Raw genomic sequence first — 16,056 nt, forward strand, 5'->3', positions numbered from 1 at the left:
AAGTGCCGAAACCACCTGCCTCTTTTGCGACAAGGGAAAACGCGTTGCGGTGCGTATCATCTATGAGCAGCGTTTACATCGCGTTCGGCTTCACAGCTCAACGCCTGTTTTTTGAGGGAGATAGATGATGGAGCGTTTTCGAAACTTCGATTTCCGGAAGCATATGCCAAGCTTGGTGTTCACGCTCGTGGCAGTTGCCTTCATAGCTGGCGCTGGAGCAATCACCGTTTATCTCGGCCTGTATAACATTGCGGCCGACGCACCTCATAGCCGGATGACTTACAGCGTCATGGAAACATTCAGGGAGCAATCCATCGCAGCCCGGTCCGGATCGATCGCGGTGCCGACAGATTTGGCGGCTCCGGCGCGAATTGCATCGGGCGCCGGACTGTACACGGAGATGTGCAGCGGCTGCCATCTGGCGCCTGGAATGGAAAAAACCGAGATGAGTCAAGGGCTGTATCCGCAGGCGCCCATCCTGTTCAAAGGTTCGGATCGTTCGGCTTCGGAGCAATTCTGGATTATCAAGCATGGAATCAAGATGACCGCCATGCCGGCTTGGGGGAAAACGCATGATGATCGTCTTATCTGGGATATGGTCGCGTTTGTCCGAAAACTCCCGGGCCTGTCGCCGGCACAGTATCAGGCTATGACGCAGGATGCGCCAATGGACCACGACGCGATGATGAAGGGCATGACCAAGGCTGAAGGCGCGAGTCAGGAACCAAGTGGGGCGGGCGAACACGCTGGGCACTGACGTCATCGACAATCATACAGCACCGGGGTGAATCGACACGTTCCGACCTCCGACATCCCTCTACTTTGCCGGTGGGACGGAAGGTCTCGACTTTCGCTACGGGCCGGAGCCAGCGAATTGTCTTGGCGCGGCTAGTCGCAGGTGGAAAACAGCAATTCGGAATGGATTTAGCGGGGCTATGCACATGGAGCGCGACCTTGTCCGCGAACTGATCGAGCGCTGGCGCGGCGATCCCGGCTCGACCTATCAAAGCTGGTTCCTATGGGAGGAACGACTGAAGAATTTTCGTTCGATCAGAAGAGGAATCTCGCAGGTCGTCGCCGAAATCGAGGCCGGCACCTTCGGAGCGGCATATCGGGGTTCGTCATTGGAGATCATTGTTCATTCGGTCGCCGAACAACGACAGATTTTCAAAGGTGCGGATCATGCCTTCTTGTGGAAGCCCAAACTCAGAATCCCCGACATCTACGAGAACGCCGACAATCAACGAGCCTTTGGCAGACTTCTTCACCATTGCTCCTGCTGCGATACTGCGGAAGAAGTCGTCGCCGGGATCCACGCAATCGATAGACAGAAGATCAAAGGGTTGGGTCCCGCGGTAGCCAATCTTCTCTATTTTCTGCATCCCACTCTTGTGCCTCCCTTCAACACGGCAATCGTCAAGGGCTACAACGCGGTGACGGGTGCCAATGTGAAGCTTGGCAGCTGGGAGCATTTCCTGGCCATGCGCGCTGGCATACTCGATCTCAACGACCGCTACCGTGATCTTCTCTCCAACGACTTGGGGGCCATTGGCGGGCTGCTGTTCGATATCGGATCGGGAAGGTTTCCGGCCCCGCCGCGCAGCGATTCGACCGAAAACGCGCGCGACTGGACTGCCATGCTGGACGAAACGCGCGCGCAGACGCAAAAGCTCGACAAGGCTATTGCAAATCAGAAAGAGAGCGACCGGACGCACGGCGAAATCCAATCCTGGCTTCGAGATCTCGGGCTTGCACTGGGATATGACGTCTGGATAGCGGCAAACGACCGGGGGCGCCTTCATGAGGGCTTGCCGCTCGGTTCTCGATGTCTCGATAGCTTGCCGCATGCCATCGCAACCGCCAAGGGAAGCGATGCAATAAGGCTGATCGACGTTCTTTGGCTCGATCACTCGACCGCTACGGTCGCGGCGGCATTCGAAGTAGAGCATTCGACATCCATCTATTCCGGAATTGTCCGCATGCTCGATCTCGCGCTGAGCAGCGAGAATCTTCATTTATCGACGGCACTTTTCCTTGTTGCACCCGACGCCCGAGAAGCAGATGTCCGCGCCCAGCTCCGACGCCCGGCATTCAGCCGGATCGGAGATCTCGACATCTCCTACCTGCCGTATAGCGAACTCGAGCGGCACCGGACCGCCATCGCCCGCTTCGGATCGGGCCTGAAGGCGATTAAGGCGATTGCCCATCAATTGCCTTGAGGCTCCGAGAACAGGGTTCCGTTCCAAACCAATCGATCATTGCATCGTTGTGACGTTCGCGGCGCTCGCAAAACACGAAAATTTCACGCGTGGCTGGCGTTCAGGATCAGACTGCTCTGATCTGCTCGTGGAAATCGCCCTGACCCGCTCAGCGTCCCATCATCCTTGTTTCCGATGTGGCCATGCGACAGCGCCCCTGGAGTGACGAGCATACGATGACCTGCGTCCAGAAGAGATATTCCTCCCGGGCACGTTAGCGCCCGGGAGGACCGACGGCCGCAGGGGTGCCGCCGGGGACCTCGCAGAACGAGGAGCTCAGAAGAAATAGCGCAGCTGCAGTCCGTACTGACGCGGCTCGCCGTAGATGTAGAGCGGCAGGGTCGGATTCGAAACACCGTTCGCGTCCGTCCCGATCGTGCTGTAGCTCACATATCGCTCGTCGGTCAGGTTTCGGCCATAAAGCGCAATTTCCCAAGCCTCGCTCCCAGGCTGCCATGCAACACGACCGTTGACGAGTGTCGTAGCGTTTCCTGAGAAGAGCGGATTGTTGTTTGGCTTGAAAAAGACGCTGTCGCGCCATGACACATCGGTCCGCAATGTCAGCGTTCCGTCCCCGAGTGGTGCCTTATATTCGCCGCCAAGGGTGATGTTCCACTGCGGCGCATTCGGCAGGCGGTTGCCCCTGAGGCTCCCACCAACATCATCAAAATAGACGTCGTAGCGGGCATCGAGATAAGCGATCGTCGATGTGAGCGTCAGCCGATCAAGCGGACGCGCCATGAACTCGGCCTCGACCCCCTTAATCGTCGCCTTACCGGCATTCGTCGTGCTGGCGACGCCATTGTTATATTCGACCACCTGGAGATTGGTATAATCATAATAGAAGGCCGAGAAGTTCGCGCGAAGCCGCCGGTCAAGGAGGGTCGATTTCAGGCCGACCTCATAGCTCCATACATATTCCGGCAGGAACGGGTTGCCGTCGCCCAGTTGAAATCCGCCCGACTTGAATCCGCGGGTTGCCGACGCATAGGCCATGACATCATCGCTGACATCGTAATCGATCCCGATTTTCGGGGTCCAGGCGGTCCACGATGATTTGGGTTGGCCGGCATCGACCTGGTTCCCGTTCAGGAAGATTTGATAGGCAAAATCCTTCTTTTCATAGGAGTAACGCAGACCACCCGTCAGCCGAAGCCGTTCGAAGAATTCGTAGCTTGCCTGGCCAAAGAGCGCGAAGGCATTTGTCGTGTTATTCTCTGGGATCGCAAGCCGGCGTCCAGGCTCGATGATGCGGATTTCATCATTGCCCTTCTCGTTGAGATAAAAGGCGCCGACGATCCAGCGCAGCTTGTCTGCATCGTTGTTGAGGAGTTGGAACTCCTGCGTAAAGGTGCGCGAGCGCTCGTAGAACTCAATGTCGCGGAGGAAGAGGTCGGTCGAATCGACGTCGAGTGCCTGGACGACCTTGCTTTTGCGGAGCGCGGTGATCGAGCGGATCGTGACCGGTCCACCATCCCAGTTCATCGTCGAGGAGGCGCCCCAGGCATCGACATCGTAGCGCGGCAGGCGGTCGAGCGCAGCCTCCCTGTAATTGGCCGGGATGGTCGCACCCGCATCGATGAAACCCTGCGGATAAAAGGGCCGCACCGACCGCGCTCCGGTTTCGCGATCACGACTCGCATCTGCCCGCAGCACGATCTCAAGACGATCGCTGGCGTCGATAGCCAGGGTCAACCGCCCCGCGAGATTGTCCTCATTCTGATAGCGCCGCCCCGAGACGATGTCGCGGTAGATGCCTTCGCGCTGGTTCGCGAGCAACGTGATGCGGCCCCGGACGCCTTCACCGAGCGGCCCGGAAATCGTCCCGCTGGCGGAGCGCTTCTCATAATTGCCGATGGTGAGTCCAAGCGTGCCGCTCAGTTCCTCGGTCGGCATTTTGGAGATGATATTGAGGGTGCCGCCGGCAGAGTTGCGACCAAAAAGCACGCCTTGCGGGCCGCGCAGCACCTCGATGCGTTCGACGTCGAACAGGTCTTGATAGCTCGTTGTCGGGCGCGAAATATAGACACCGTCGTAATGGACGGTCGTGCTGGGGTCGGTTGCGACGCCGAACGCGGAAGTCCCAATCCCGCGAATATTGATGATCGCCATTGAGTCGTTGGTAATCGAAACACCCGGCACGAAGAATTGCAGGTCCTCGACGTTGGATATGCCCGTCGCGGTGAGCGCCTCGCCGGTCATTGCCGTCACGGAGACCGGAACCGACTGCAAATTTTCCTCACGCTTCTCAGCGGTTACGATGATCTCGGTAAGGCCCTCAGACTGACTTTCCTGAGCGTGCGAGGGCATCGCAAACCCCATTGCGATCGCCGCCAGCGAAGCGCCATGCACCGCACGACTCTTTGACACGCGATAGTATCGAATATTCATTATATTTCCCCTGTTTAGAAAACCACGCGATTGCGCAGCCCAATGAAGTTCGGGGAAGTCGAGGACAAAGCCATACACGCCCGCAAGCCGCTGATTACGACCTCCGGGTTCGAGCACTCAACAACCCCTACTGAGATTGACTACGCACCAGAACTGCTCACCCCTTAAAAATAGTGCGGAGGACTCCAGATTCACAGCCTTGCATCTACCGATTGGTCCGACCCGCCAGAATCGAGTTGACGCGGGAAACGCCAAGGATCATACTTTTAACGTGAAACGTCGGATATCTCTTCTGCTGCTTATCGGAGCCTTGCTGGGTCTTCTTGCCCAGGAAGCGGCGTTCGCCTCCGCGCCGGCAATGCCGATGCAAGATACCGCGATCGCTGCGCCGACGATGAGCGCCGAATGCGCAGAAATGATGGGCATCGACAAGTCGCAAGACAAGGAGCCCTGCCAGGGCCTCACGCTCGACTGCATCGCCAAGATGGGCTGCGCGGTTCCACCCGCGGTGGTATCGTCGGCTGTGCCGCTCGCGATCGCGGCTCACATGCCGGGCTTGCTCGATCCGCTTCCGATCCGGCGGCTCGCTGGCCGGATGATCGGTCCCGAACCGGATCCACCCCTGCTCCTCGGCTGAATTGCACAAGGCGCGTCGGCCATTCCGGCGCGCACTTCCCAGCTTTTCAACCGAGGAATTCGACATGAAGACGATATTTGCCGTTGCCGCGCTCGCCGCCGCAACCCTTGCCGCTCCCGTTCTCGCGCAGGAAGCGCCGGACGGCCATTATGAATGGCAGACCCGCCAAGTGCCGGGACCGAACAAGTCCAACACAACTTCGCGGGTCCGCGTCTGGGTGAAGGACAAATCGGCGCAGATGGCTGAATGCAACTGCGACATGATGAAGTCCAGTCCGGCCGACTGCATGAAGAAGATGTCTGGCGACCACATGGCGCACCCCGGAGCGTAAAGCTCTCCGTCCCCGGCGCCCTTGCGCCGGGGACGGTCCTGCCCGGTCCACAAAGGGGGACATCATGCGCCTATTCTTCGCGGCGGCTTTGCTTGCGCTGCCGGCGGCGAAGAACAAGGCAAAGGGAGGTTGCCGCGCCCAGTACCGTTACCGCGCAACTGACCAGCATGGCTCCCATATGACGGTCAGCCCCAACGTATCGGCGGAGTGTAGAACCCGCTCCGTCGGCACCATCTGTGACCGACGCTGCGTGGGTCGCCGAGAGCTAACGGCAGCGATTGAAGTAGTGCTATGCGACTACCGATCGGCACAGCACTTCGCAAGGAGCAATCTAATCATGAACTCCAGCCTTTATCACGACAGTCCAGATCATGGGCAAGATCGACACCGTTGCCTCAGAGGCGGCCTAGGCGGCACTGCGCTCGCCTTGACGCTCATCTGGACAACCGCGGCATTCGCGCAATCTGCGCCTGGACAGATAGTACCACGGCCTGCGATCGCATTGCCGGCCGCCGAGCCTATACTTACCCTCAACGAGGCCGTTGATGTGTCCTTGGGCGACCAGCCCAGTGCTGCCGCCTTTGAACGCGAAGCGGACGCATCCGAACAGGCTGCGATCGCGGCGCGGACGCTTCCCGATCCACAGCTAACCTTAGGGACGCAGAATCTTCCGGTCACCGGGCGCATGGCCTTCGATCCATCGGCCGACTTTATGACCATGCACACGATCGGTATCATGCGTGAGCAGGTGCGTCGTTCGAAGCGTGAGGCAGAAGCCGCGCGACTGCGCGCGGAAGCGGTCGTCAGCCGCACCGAAGCCACCGTCCAGGAAAGACGGATTGCGCGCGACGTGATGGTCGCTTGGATAAACGCGGTCGAAGCTCAGGCAAAGCAGCGGCTTCTCGATCGGATCATGGAAGACCTCAGTGTCGCTTATCGAGTTATGGTCGCGGGTGTTCCGACCAAAGGGTCGACGCCCGCCGATGCGCTTCAGATGCAGGCGGAAATCTCGCTCGCCCGGGCTCAGTTGGCAGACGCACAGGGACAAGAACAGCGGGCGCGAGCGGAACTCTCGCGCTGGATCGGCAGCGCCGCGCAGCGGCCACTCCCAAACAGCATTCCCGCGGTCGCGCTTCCAGCGAACGCCCAGAAAGCCGTCGATCTGTCAATTCACCCGCAGATACGGCTCGCTGACGCGCAGGAGCAGGCCGCTCTGCGACAAGTCGATGTTGCACGGCGGGAACGCAAGCCTAATCTGACCTGGTCGGCGATGTATGGCTGGCGCCCCGATCTTGGGGATATGGTGACGGTGGGCGTTACCATCCCGCTCCAGATCAACCGATCCCGTCTCCAGGACCGCCGCATCGCCGAGGCATCTGCGCGCGCCGACGCGGCACGGCTACGGGCCGAAGACGCGCGGCGAGATCTCAGCGGCGCCTTGGGCAAGGCGATAGCGGACTATGGGGGGGCTGATGCCCAGCTTTCTATTCTGGTTAATCAGTCCGTACCTTCGCTCGAGGCCTCCTTCGATGCCGCAGAGGCACGTTACAGCGCCGGCGAAGGCACACTTGAGTTGCCCCTGTCGCTCGTGCGGCGATATGTGGAAACGACGATGCAAGCGCTTGAACTGCAGGCACGGCGTGGGCGCGCAGCAGCTGAAATCGTCTATCTGACCCAGGATATCGTGAAATGATCAAGAACAAAAAGATCCTTGCGGCCGGCGTCGCGCTCGTGGTGGCCCTCGCCGCTGCGGGCTACTGGTTCTCGATGGGCGAACAGCCGTCCGCCGGAAGCGCAAAGGGTGACGTCGTGAACGGTGTTGCCCAGGATGGCTCCGGGCGAGTCGTAAAATATTGGTACGACCCGATGGTGCCGATGGAGCGCTATAATGCCCCGGGCAAATCGTCGATGAACATGGACCTTCAGCCCAAATATGCGGATGAAGGGGGCGATAGCGGCGGTATCCGGGTATCCTCGCAAACGCAGCAAAATCTGGGTGTGCGGACTGCGCGTGTCGTGTTCGATCGGCTGGCGCCTGCGGTCACCGCTATCGGCCGAGTCGAAACTGACGAGCGGCGTATTGTCGAGGTGCAGACGCTCACTGCAGGTTTTGTCGAGCAACTCAGTGTACGCGCGGTCGGCGAAGCAGTGACGAGGGGAAGCCGCGTCGCCGCTGTCTACGCGCCCGACCTCCTGGGTGCGCAAAACGAATATGTCGCGCTTCTGAAGATACCCGGATCGGTCATTACGCCCGACCTCAGGCGTGCGACCCGCCAGCGCCTCGTGCTGCTTGGGCTGCCTGAACCCGCAATACGCAACCTGGAGCGCGGCGGGCATCCACAGCGCACCTATGGCGTTTTCGCACCGCGATCAGGCATTGTCACGGCAATCGGCGCACGACCCGGTGCGCGTGTCGAGCCGGGCCAATCCATTCTTACGCTTGCTGATTTGTCACAAGTTTTGGTCGTGGCCGAAGTTCCAGAGATATCACTCGGCCAGATCCGCGTCGGTCAGTCGGTAAAGATCACCTTTCCGGCTTATCCCGGAGAGACCCGCGAGGGCAGGATCGATTATATCTTCCCAACGCTGGATGCCGAGGCCCGCACCGTCCGTGTGCGGATCGCGCTGCCCAATCCGGCCGGACGGCTCAAGATCGGCATGTTCGCCAATCTGGAGATAGCCGGCAGTCCGACAGGCGCGCTCGTCGCGCCAACAGAAGCCGTTATCGTGACAGGCAAGCGCAACGTGGTGATCGTCCAGCGTGGCGGTGTCTTCATTCCCGTCGAGGTCGAACTTGGGCGAACGGTCGGAGACAAGACCGAAATCCGGCGCGGGCTGGCGGCGAACGACGTCGTCGTCGTTTCAGGGCAGTTCCTGATTGATTCCGAAGCCTCGCTGGCGGGTGTGATCGAACGCCTGTCGCAAGGGCAGGCCGCAGCAGCGCCGCAGCAAGCGCAAACGAGCCTAATTGAAGGGCGCGGGGTTATCACTGCGCTCGATCTCGGAGCCGGCCGGGTCACGTTGTCGCACGGGCCGATCCCCGCGATCGAGTGGCCGGCGATGACAATGACCTTCCCGGTCAAGAATGCGGCGCTTCTACGCGGCCGCAAGACCGGCGAGCGCGTGCGGTTCTCGTTTCAGAAGCCCCAACAAGGACAAACCCCTGTCATCGAGCGGATGGCGCTGGAGACGGCGCAATGATCGAGCGCATCATCCGCTGGTCGGCTGCCAATCGAATGATCGTTCTGCTGGCTGCCGCCTTCATCACCGCCGCAGGATTGTTCGCGGTTAGTCGCACGCCACTCGATGCGATTCCGGATCTCTCCGACGTGCAGGTGATCATCCGGACCCCCTATCCTGGGCAGGCGCCCCAGATTGTCGAGAGCCAGGTCACCTATCCGATCGCAACAACCATGCTCTCGGCGCCCGCGGTACGGGCCGTGCGCGCATTTTCCATGTTCGGGGACTCTTTCGTTACCGTCATTTTCGAGGACGGCACCGATCTCTACTGGGCACGGTCGAGGACGCTCGAATATCTCAACCAGGCAACCGGCCGGCTGCCGCCAGGTTTGACGCCTGCGCTCGGTCCCGACGCAACAGGCGTGGGCTGGGCCTATCAATATGCGCTTGTCGACCGCACGGGCGGCAATGACTTGGGACAGCTTCGGGCATTGCAGGACTGGTTTCTCAAGTATCAGCTCAAGGAAGTGCCGGGCGTTGCCGAGGTCGCCAGCGTTGGCGGAATGGTTCGCGCGTTCCAGGTCCAGGTCGATCCCGAGCGGCTGCAGCTTTACCGATTGTCAGTCAATGACGTGATGGAGGCGCTGAAGACCGCCAACAATGAAACCGGCGGATCGGTGATCGAACGCGCGGAAGCCGAATACATGATCCGTGTCGGAGGGTATCTGAATACGCTTGACGATTTCCGCAATATTCCACTCAAGGTCGGCGAAGCTGGCGTTCCCGTGACGATCGGCGACATAGCGCGCGTCCAGATCGTCCCCGATTTCCGACGCGGCATCGCCGAGCTCAACGGGCAGGGTGAAGTTGCAGGGGGGGTCGTGGTCGTGCGCGCCGGCGCCGACACGCGCGCGGTCATCGACGCGGTCAAAGCGAAGCTTGAGGAGCTCAAGCCCTCGCTGCCAAAAGGCGTCGACATCGTACCTGTTTACGACAGGTCCAGCGTGATCGACCGCGCGGTCGAAAACCTGACGCACAAGCTAGCCGAAGAGTTCATCGTCGTCGCGATCGTCTGCGCCATATTCCTGCTGCATTTCCGCTCTTCGCTGGTTGCGATCCTGACATTGCCGCTGGGCGTGCTTGCCGCCTTCATTGTGATGTATTTTCAGGGGGTGAATGCGAACATCCTGTCGTTGGGTGGCATCGCGCTCGCGATCGGCGCCATGGTCGACGCGGCCGTGGTCATGATCGAAAATGCGCATAAGCGGTTGGAACATGTCGAGCATGAGCATGGAGGAATGACCGAGAAGCTCAGGCGGCGCACCATCGTCGACGCCGCTGCAGAGGTCGGTCCCGCGCTCTTCTTCTCGCTGCTCATCATCACGCTGTCCTTCCTGCCGGTGTTCTCGCTCGAGGCACAGGAGGGTAAGCTCTTCAAGCCGCTGGCCCTGACCAAGACCTATTCGATGGCCGCTGCTGCGGGCCTGTCGGTGACGCTTATCCCGGTTCTGATGGTGATGTTCATCAAGGGCAAGATCCGCCCCGAAGACAAGAACCCGATCAACCGGGCGCTGATCGCGGCCTATCGCCCAGGACTTGCCTGGGTGATGCGCTGGCCAAAGCTCGTGCTTGGGCTGGCCCTCGGTGCGCTCCTCATCACCGCCTGGCCGTTGTCGCGCTTGGGCGGAGAGTTCATGCCGGCGATCGCCGAAGGCGATCTCCTCTATATGCCCACAGCCCTTCCCGGGCTTTCGGCCTCCAAGGCTTCCGAACTGCTCCAGATCACCAACCGGATGATCAAGACGGTTCCCGAGGTGAAGACAGTATTCGGCAAGGCTGGCAGAGCCGAGACCGCGACCGACCCGGCGCCCCTTGAGATGTTTGAGACGACGATCCAGCTCAAACCGGAAAGCGAATGGCGACCCGGCATGACGATGGACAAGATCATCGCCGAGCTTGATGCCCGCGTCAAAGTCCCGGGGCTTGCCAATGTCTTCGTCCAGCCGATCCGTAACCGGATCGACATGCTCGCAACAGGCATCAAGAGCCCAGTAGGCGTCAAGGTCACCGGCGCAGACCTGGCGACGCTCGACCGGCTGGGGGCCAACATCGCGCAGGTTGTGAAAACGGTACCCGGCACGACTTCAGCGATCTCGGACCGCATCATGGGCGGTCGTTATATCGACGTCCAGGTCGACCGTCTGGCTGCGGCCCGTTATGGACTCGCGATCAGCGACGTCCAGAACACAGCCGCAGTGGCCGTCGGGGGCATGCCGGTCGGCGAGAAGCTTGAGGGCCTGGCGCGCTTTCCGATCAACGTGCGCTTTCCGCGCGAAACGCGCGACAGCGTGGAGGCGCTACGGAATCTGCCGATCGTCGCACCAACCGGCGGGATCGTGCCTCTGGGCGCGGTCGCCACCATCCAGGTCGTCGATGGCCCAGTCATGATCAAGAGCGAGAACGCGCGGCCCTCAGTCTGGGTCTATGTCGATGTCCGCGACCGCGATATCGTGGGCTTCGTCAACGAGGCCCGCCAAATGGTCGCAAACCAAGTCAAGATGCCGTCGGGCTACTCGCTCTCCTGGTCGGGCCAGTTCGAATATGCCGAACGCGCATCGAAAAGACTGGCCTGGATCGTGCCGCTCACGATCGGGATCATCTTCCTGCTGCTCTATATGGCGTTCCGGCGGATACGCCAGCCGCTCATCGTGCTGCTCGCACTGCCCTTCGCCCTCGTTGGTGGCGTTTGGCTTATCTACCTGCTGGGCCATGCGGTCTCCGTGGCGACCGTAGTCGGCTTCATCGCGCTGGCGGGTCTCGCCGCTGAGTTCGGCGTGATCATGCTTGTCTATCTCGACCGCTCCATCGAGGAGCGGATTGAGCAGGGCAAATTCGCCCGCGAGGAGGATCTGGAAGACGCGCTGATGGAAGGCGCGGTCCTCCGTGTACGCCCAAAGGCGATGACGGCCGCCGTGATCCTGGCGGGTCTCTTCCCGCTTCTTGTGGGCACGGGAACCGGCTCGGAGGTCATGCAACGATTGGCGGCCCCCATGGTCGGCGGGATGATTACGGCGCCGTTGCTTTCGCTCTTCGTGCTGCCCGCGATCTACAAGCTGCTTGGCGTGAGGCACTTTCTGCGCGCGCCTGCGGATGAAGAGGAGGAGCCCGCCGCCAGCCCGCAGACCGCCTAAGGAGCACCCGATCAATCTGACCTAAGACCATGAAAGGAAATGAGGATGATGAACTGCTGTGGACCTGCCGCGATGATTGCCGTCCCGATCGTTCAACACGTCTGACGTGCACTACCAAGCCACCGTTTAACCTTGAAGGAGAAGACCATGAGACCACTGCAGCTAATGACCGTACTCAGCCTCGCGATGTCCCTCGCAGCCTGTGGCGATAAGAAGGAGACCAATGCTCCGGCGGCAAACAACACTTCCGAGATGACCGGCAATATGGGCAACATGGCCATGCCGGCCGACGCCGTTGCAAAGACCGCCAAAGGGACGGGTACGGTTACGGCGATCGACAAGGCGGCCGGCACGATCACGCTCGAACACGGCCCCATTGCCGAGGCCAATTGGCCGGCCATGACGATGGCATTCAAGGCGCCGCCCGAACTTGTGGACAGCGTGAAAGTCGGTGACAAGGTTGGATTTGACCTCGCGCTGAAGAATGGCACCGGCGAAATAACAGCGATTACCAAGCAGTAGAAGCACGTGCTGTGCCGCCGCTGGCGGCACAGCACGTGCTCAAGATAGCGCCACGGTAAGATTTCGTCAGCGCATGGCCGGAGGCACTATCGCTTACATCCCGAGACACTGGGCAGGCAAGAACAGACCGGGGTTTGAGTAGCAACGAACAGAAAACATACATAATGGCCGGTGTTAGGTATCGTCGATGCCGGTAGCGCTGGGATCTCGCATGGCCGCACTCGGCGGGGGGCTTAGAAGTTTCCCCGGACAGCTTCCTGCAGGATCAGCTTGTCCAGCGTCAGGTCCGGGATCGCACGCCAAAGCCGCGCATTCTCCTTCTCCAGATTATTCATCCGACGCGCTTGGTCGGTCTTCCGCCCGCCATATTCCTTGCGCCACCTATAATTAGGTCTGTTCGCTGACCGCATCCGCCGACACGCCTCAGCGGTCATCGCACCCGGCGCCAGCACGACCTCCGCCTCACTCAGCTTGCCAATAATCTCCTTCATGATCCAAAATAACATTGATTTTGGACCACTCAGAAGGGGGCAGATCATGTCGATCCGACCTGACACCATCTCCGGAGCACTTTCAAAATGTCGCCTCAACTCCCGGACCAACCCCATTTTGTCGGACCGCGCCGACCGCTACGGATGCAGGGTCGAGTTCTATGACCGGATACCCCACACGTAAAAAGAACTGATACTGGCTTAGGGATTGACGGGGCTGTCGCATAAGGAGATCGTGCGGTGGAAGCCGCGCGCATTCCGCCGCCGGGCACGCGCGTCATGTGCGGTGGGTCTGTCGGTGATGTGAAGAGGAACGAACAAGGGTAGCAAGTCATGACCGAGGTCAAACACAGTGAAGCCGGCAGCGGCCAAGGTGGCCGCGACGTCGTTCTGATCACGGGCGCGAGCGGCTTCATCGCCGCCGCGCTGATCGCCAAACTTAGCGAGCACTACACGGTCGTCGGCCTCGATCGCGCCGGCCCTCCCGACCCGCCGCCACCCGCTGCGTCCGTTGATTTCGATCTTGGCTCTGACGAGGCGGTGCGCGCCGCGCTGAATGAAGTCCGTGCCCGCTATGGCAACCGTATCGCTTCGGTGATCCACCTCGCCGCCTATTATGACATTACGGGCGAGCCCAACCCTCTCTACGACAAGATCACCGTGCAGGGGACGCAACGGCTGATCGATGGCTTGCAGTCGTTCGAGGTCGAGCAGTTTGTCTTCGCCAGCACGATGCTGGTCCACAAACCGACCCCTACCCCGGATGAGCGTATCAACGAAGAATCGTCGATCGGTGCGTCCTGGGCGTATCCACAGTCCAAGGTTGACACCGAAGCATTGCTGCATGAGCATCACGGGAAGATTCCCGTCGTCTACCTGCGCGCTGCGGGAGTTTACGACGACGATGGACGCTCGGCGTTTCTCGCCCAGCAGATATCTCAGATATACGAGCACCGCCTGATTTCGCATTTCTATCCCGGCATGCTGTGTGCGGCGCAGTCATCAGTGCACCGCGACGATTTAGCCGATGCCGTGTTGCGTCTGGTGGACCGGCGGCACGATCTTCCGACCGAGCTGCCGCTGCTCATCGGCGAGCCCGAAGCGCCCGGCTATGCCGAGATTCAGGACATCGTCGGCGAGGCGCTCCACGGCGAGGGGTGGAAGACGATCCGCATTCCGCAGCCGCTCGCGAAGGCCGGGATCATTCTGCAGAACGAAGCGCTCGGCAGGGAAGACTTCATCCAGCCCTGGATGATCGACAGCAGCAATGACCACTATATTCTCGACATCTCCCGCGCGCGTTCGCTGCTCGGATGGGAGCCGAAACACAGCCTTCGCGACACCCTGCCCGCGATCGTTGCCGCGTTGAAGCGCCATCCAAGGGCCTGGTACCGGAACAACAAGCTCAACGAGAATCTGGTTGCCTGGCACGATAGGCCAGAGGCAGAACCTGTAGGGCTAGGCCACCAGCCCGCAGCGGCAGGCGACGGGATGGCCGGGATGGATCACGGGGCTGTGGACCATAGCAGTATGGACCACGCCGCCATGGGGCACGGACCTGGCGCTGCGGACATGGCAAAACCCGGCCATGGTGCACATGGCGATTACATGGCCATGATGGACCGCGATGAGCGCCGCGCCCGCTGGGCTCTTTACGCCAACATCGGTCTCGGTCTCTGGCTCGCCTCCAGCCCGCTCATTTACGACTCCGTTACCACACAGAGCGTCGGCGAGGCCGCACGCTTTGTTACGGTTGATCGCGGGCTGCCGTCGATAGAGTGGCGCGCGAACGCGCTGAGCATCAGCGATTTCGTCAGCGGTCTAGCGATTGCGCTATTCGGTGCGTTGTCGCTCTCCGCACGCACCAAGACATGGGCGCAATGGGCGGTAGCTTTTGTCGGCATTTGGCTGCTGTTCGCACCCCTGGTCTTCTGGAGCCCGAGCGCTGCGCAGTACAACAACAACTTGCTCATAGGTTCGGCGGTGATCGCCCTGTCGGTGCTAGTACCGATGATGCCAGGCATGAGCATGGCGGGCATGATGGACCCCAAGAACATCCCGCCGGGCTGGACCTATTCGCCATCCACGGACGCGCAGCGGCTGCCGATCGTCGCCATGGGGCTGATCGGCCTGCTCACCTCGCGTATCCTGACCGCCTATCAGTTAGGCCATATCGATACTGCATGGGAGCCATTCTTCGTTGGCTCACTTGCCGATCCGCGTAACGGCACCGAGGAAATTATCACCTCGGCCATGTCGAAAGCCTGGCCAATCCCGGATGGAGGTCTCGGCACAATCAGTTACGTGCTCGAAATCCTGATGGCGGTGATGGGTACCCGCGACCGCTGGCGGACGATGCCGTGGATGGTGACCTTCTTCGGCATTCTCGTCATCCCGCTCGGCATCGTGAGTATCTATTTCATCATCAGCCAGCCTATCGTCATCGGTACGTGGAGCACGCTCGCGCTGATCGCGGCGCTGGCAATGCTGATCATGATTCCTTTCGCTCTCGATGAAGTCATCGCTATGGGCCAGTTCCTGGGCTGGGCGAGGCGCAAGGGCAAGCCACTGATCCGCACCTTCTTCCAGGGCGATGCGATTGAGGCGGGCGAGGTGGACGCGTCCGACGCCATGGCATCACCGGCGGCATTGTGGGCGGACGCGAAGAAGGGTCTGACGCTGCCATGGACGCTCGCGGCGAGCATCTTCATCGGCGTATTGCTGATGTTGACGCGGGTGCTGTTCGGTACGGAAGGCGGCATGGCTAACAGTGACCATATCGTCGGCGCGCTGGTCATTACCGTCACCATCATTGCGACGGCAGAAGTCGCCCGCGCCCTCCGCTTGATCAACGTTACGTTCGGCGCTTGGCTTGTCGCCGCGCCGTTCCTATTGACCGGCGTCGGCCAGCTCGGCGCGATCGTGTCGGTGGTCGCGGGGCTTGCCCTCGTCTGCTTGAGCCTGCCCCGCGGCAAGCGCAGTGCCGAACATTACGCGAGTTGGGACAAATACGTGATTTGAGCATCGCCCGCGCCCGGCGTCGGCGCATCGTTCG

At 60.7% G+C, this 16,056-nt stretch carries 10 protein-coding genes and 1 pseudogene; 9 read left to right on the plus strand and 2 right to left on the minus strand.

What is annotated here, in order from left to right; all coding sequences use genetic code 11:
* Positions 1 to 127 precede the first annotated feature (127 nt).
* A complete protein-coding gene (locus AC3WS4_RS20870; RefSeq protein ID WP_444575889.1) occupies positions 128 to 757 on the plus strand; it encodes a c-type cytochrome in 630 nt (209 codons plus the stop codon).
* 184 nt (positions 758 to 941) lie between these two features.
* A complete protein-coding gene (locus AC3WS4_RS20875) occupies positions 942 to 2,219 on the plus strand; it encodes a type II restriction enzyme NmeDI-related protein (protein WP_137890117.1) in 1,278 nt (425 codons plus the stop codon).
* Positions 2,220 to 2,534: 315 nt separating this feature from the next.
* Here AC3WS4_RS20875 and AC3WS4_RS20880 read toward each other — a convergent pair whose 3' ends face one another.
* Positions 2,535 to 4,766, minus strand: coding sequence for a TonB-dependent receptor domain-containing protein (locus tag AC3WS4_RS20880; protein ID WP_444804309.1), 2,232 nt, complete (start codon positions 4,764 to 4,766; stop codon positions 2,535 to 2,537).
* A 241-nt stretch (positions 4,767 to 5,007) separates the two neighbouring features.
* On the opposite strand from AC3WS4_RS20880, the gene AC3WS4_RS20885 reads away from it, so the two are divergent.
* From AC3WS4_RS20885 to AC3WS4_RS20910, 6 genes are all read left to right on the plus strand, one after another.
* Positions 5,008 to 5,286, plus strand: coding sequence for a hypothetical protein (locus AC3WS4_RS20885; RefSeq protein WP_492742958.1), 279 nt, complete (start codon positions 5,008 to 5,010; stop codon positions 5,284 to 5,286).
* A gap of 64 nt (positions 5,287 to 5,350) precedes the next feature.
* On the plus strand, positions 5,351 to 5,617 hold the full coding sequence (locus tag AC3WS4_RS20890; RefSeq protein ID WP_137890115.1) for a hypothetical protein: 267 nt from the start codon (positions 5,351 to 5,353) through the stop codon (positions 5,615 to 5,617).
* Positions 5,618 to 6,044: 427 nt separating this feature from the next.
* A complete protein-coding gene (locus AC3WS4_RS20895; RefSeq protein WP_492742960.1) occupies positions 6,045 to 7,310 on the plus strand; it encodes a TolC family protein in 1,266 nt (421 codons plus the stop codon).
* Positions 7,307 to 8,818, plus strand: coding sequence for an efflux RND transporter periplasmic adaptor subunit (locus tag AC3WS4_RS20900; protein ID WP_137890113.1), 1,512 nt, complete (start codon positions 7,307 to 7,309; stop codon positions 8,816 to 8,818). The genes AC3WS4_RS20895 and AC3WS4_RS20900 overlap by 4 nt, the downstream gene beginning before the upstream one ends.
* Positions 8,815 to 11,988 (plus strand): efflux RND transporter permease subunit, encoded by a 3,174-nt coding sequence (locus tag AC3WS4_RS20905; RefSeq protein WP_137890112.1) that lies wholly within the window; start codon positions 8,815 to 8,817, stop codon positions 11,986 to 11,988. Before AC3WS4_RS20900 ends, AC3WS4_RS20905 begins: the two co-directional genes overlap by 4 nt.
* Positions 11,989 to 12,135: 147 nt before the next feature.
* Positions 12,136 to 12,510 carry a copper-binding protein gene (locus AC3WS4_RS20910; protein ID WP_171013497.1) on the plus strand — a complete coding sequence of 125 codons (375 nt, stop codon included), beginning with the start codon at positions 12,136 to 12,138 and terminating at the stop codon, positions 12,508 to 12,510.
* A 242-nt stretch (positions 12,511 to 12,752) separates the two neighbouring features.
* Here the strand turns inward: AC3WS4_RS20910 and AC3WS4_RS20915 are convergent.
* Positions 12,753 to 13,016 (minus strand): annotated as a pseudogene (locus tag AC3WS4_RS20915) (transposase); the annotation flags it as partial.
* A 318-nt stretch (positions 13,017 to 13,334) separates the two neighbouring features.
* Here AC3WS4_RS20915 and AC3WS4_RS20920 point away from each other — a divergent pair.
* Entirely contained in the window at positions 13,335 to 16,022 is a 2,688-nt protein-coding gene (locus AC3WS4_RS20920) for a vitamin K epoxide reductase family protein (protein ID WP_137890110.1), read from the plus strand.
* Positions 16,023 to 16,056: the final 34 nt, after the last annotated feature.

The organism is Sphingopyxis sp. EU05-FHT14B03 (assembly GCF_058790875.1).

Bases quoted from the DNA above. Each gene is read 5' to 3' on its own strand.
- AC3WS4_RS20870 (WP_444575889.1), top strand. From the start codon at position 128: ATGGAGCGTTTTCGAAACTTCGATTTCCGGAAGCATATGCCAAGCTTG.
- AC3WS4_RS20875 (WP_137890117.1), top strand. From the start codon at position 942: ATGGAGCGCGACCTTGTCCGCGAACTGATCGAGCGCTGGCGCGGCGAT.
- AC3WS4_RS20885 (WP_492742958.1), top strand. From the start codon at position 5,008: ATGCCGATGCAAGATACCGCGATCGCTGCGCCGACGATGAGCGCCGAA.
- AC3WS4_RS20890 (WP_137890115.1), top strand. From the start codon at position 5,351: ATGAAGACGATATTTGCCGTTGCCGCGCTCGCCGCCGCAACCCTTGCC.
- AC3WS4_RS20900 (WP_137890113.1), top strand. From the start codon at position 7,307: ATGATCAAGAACAAAAAGATCCTTGCGGCCGGCGTCGCGCTCGTGGTG.
- AC3WS4_RS20905 (WP_137890112.1), top strand. From the start codon at position 8,815: ATGATCGAGCGCATCATCCGCTGGTCGGCTGCCAATCGAATGATCGTT.
- AC3WS4_RS20910 (WP_171013497.1), top strand. From the start codon at position 12,136: ATGAGACCACTGCAGCTAATGACCGTACTCAGCCTCGCGATGTCCCTC.
- AC3WS4_RS20920 (WP_137890110.1), top strand. From the start codon at position 13,335: ATGACCGAGGTCAAACACAGTGAAGCCGGCAGCGGCCAAGGTGGCCGC.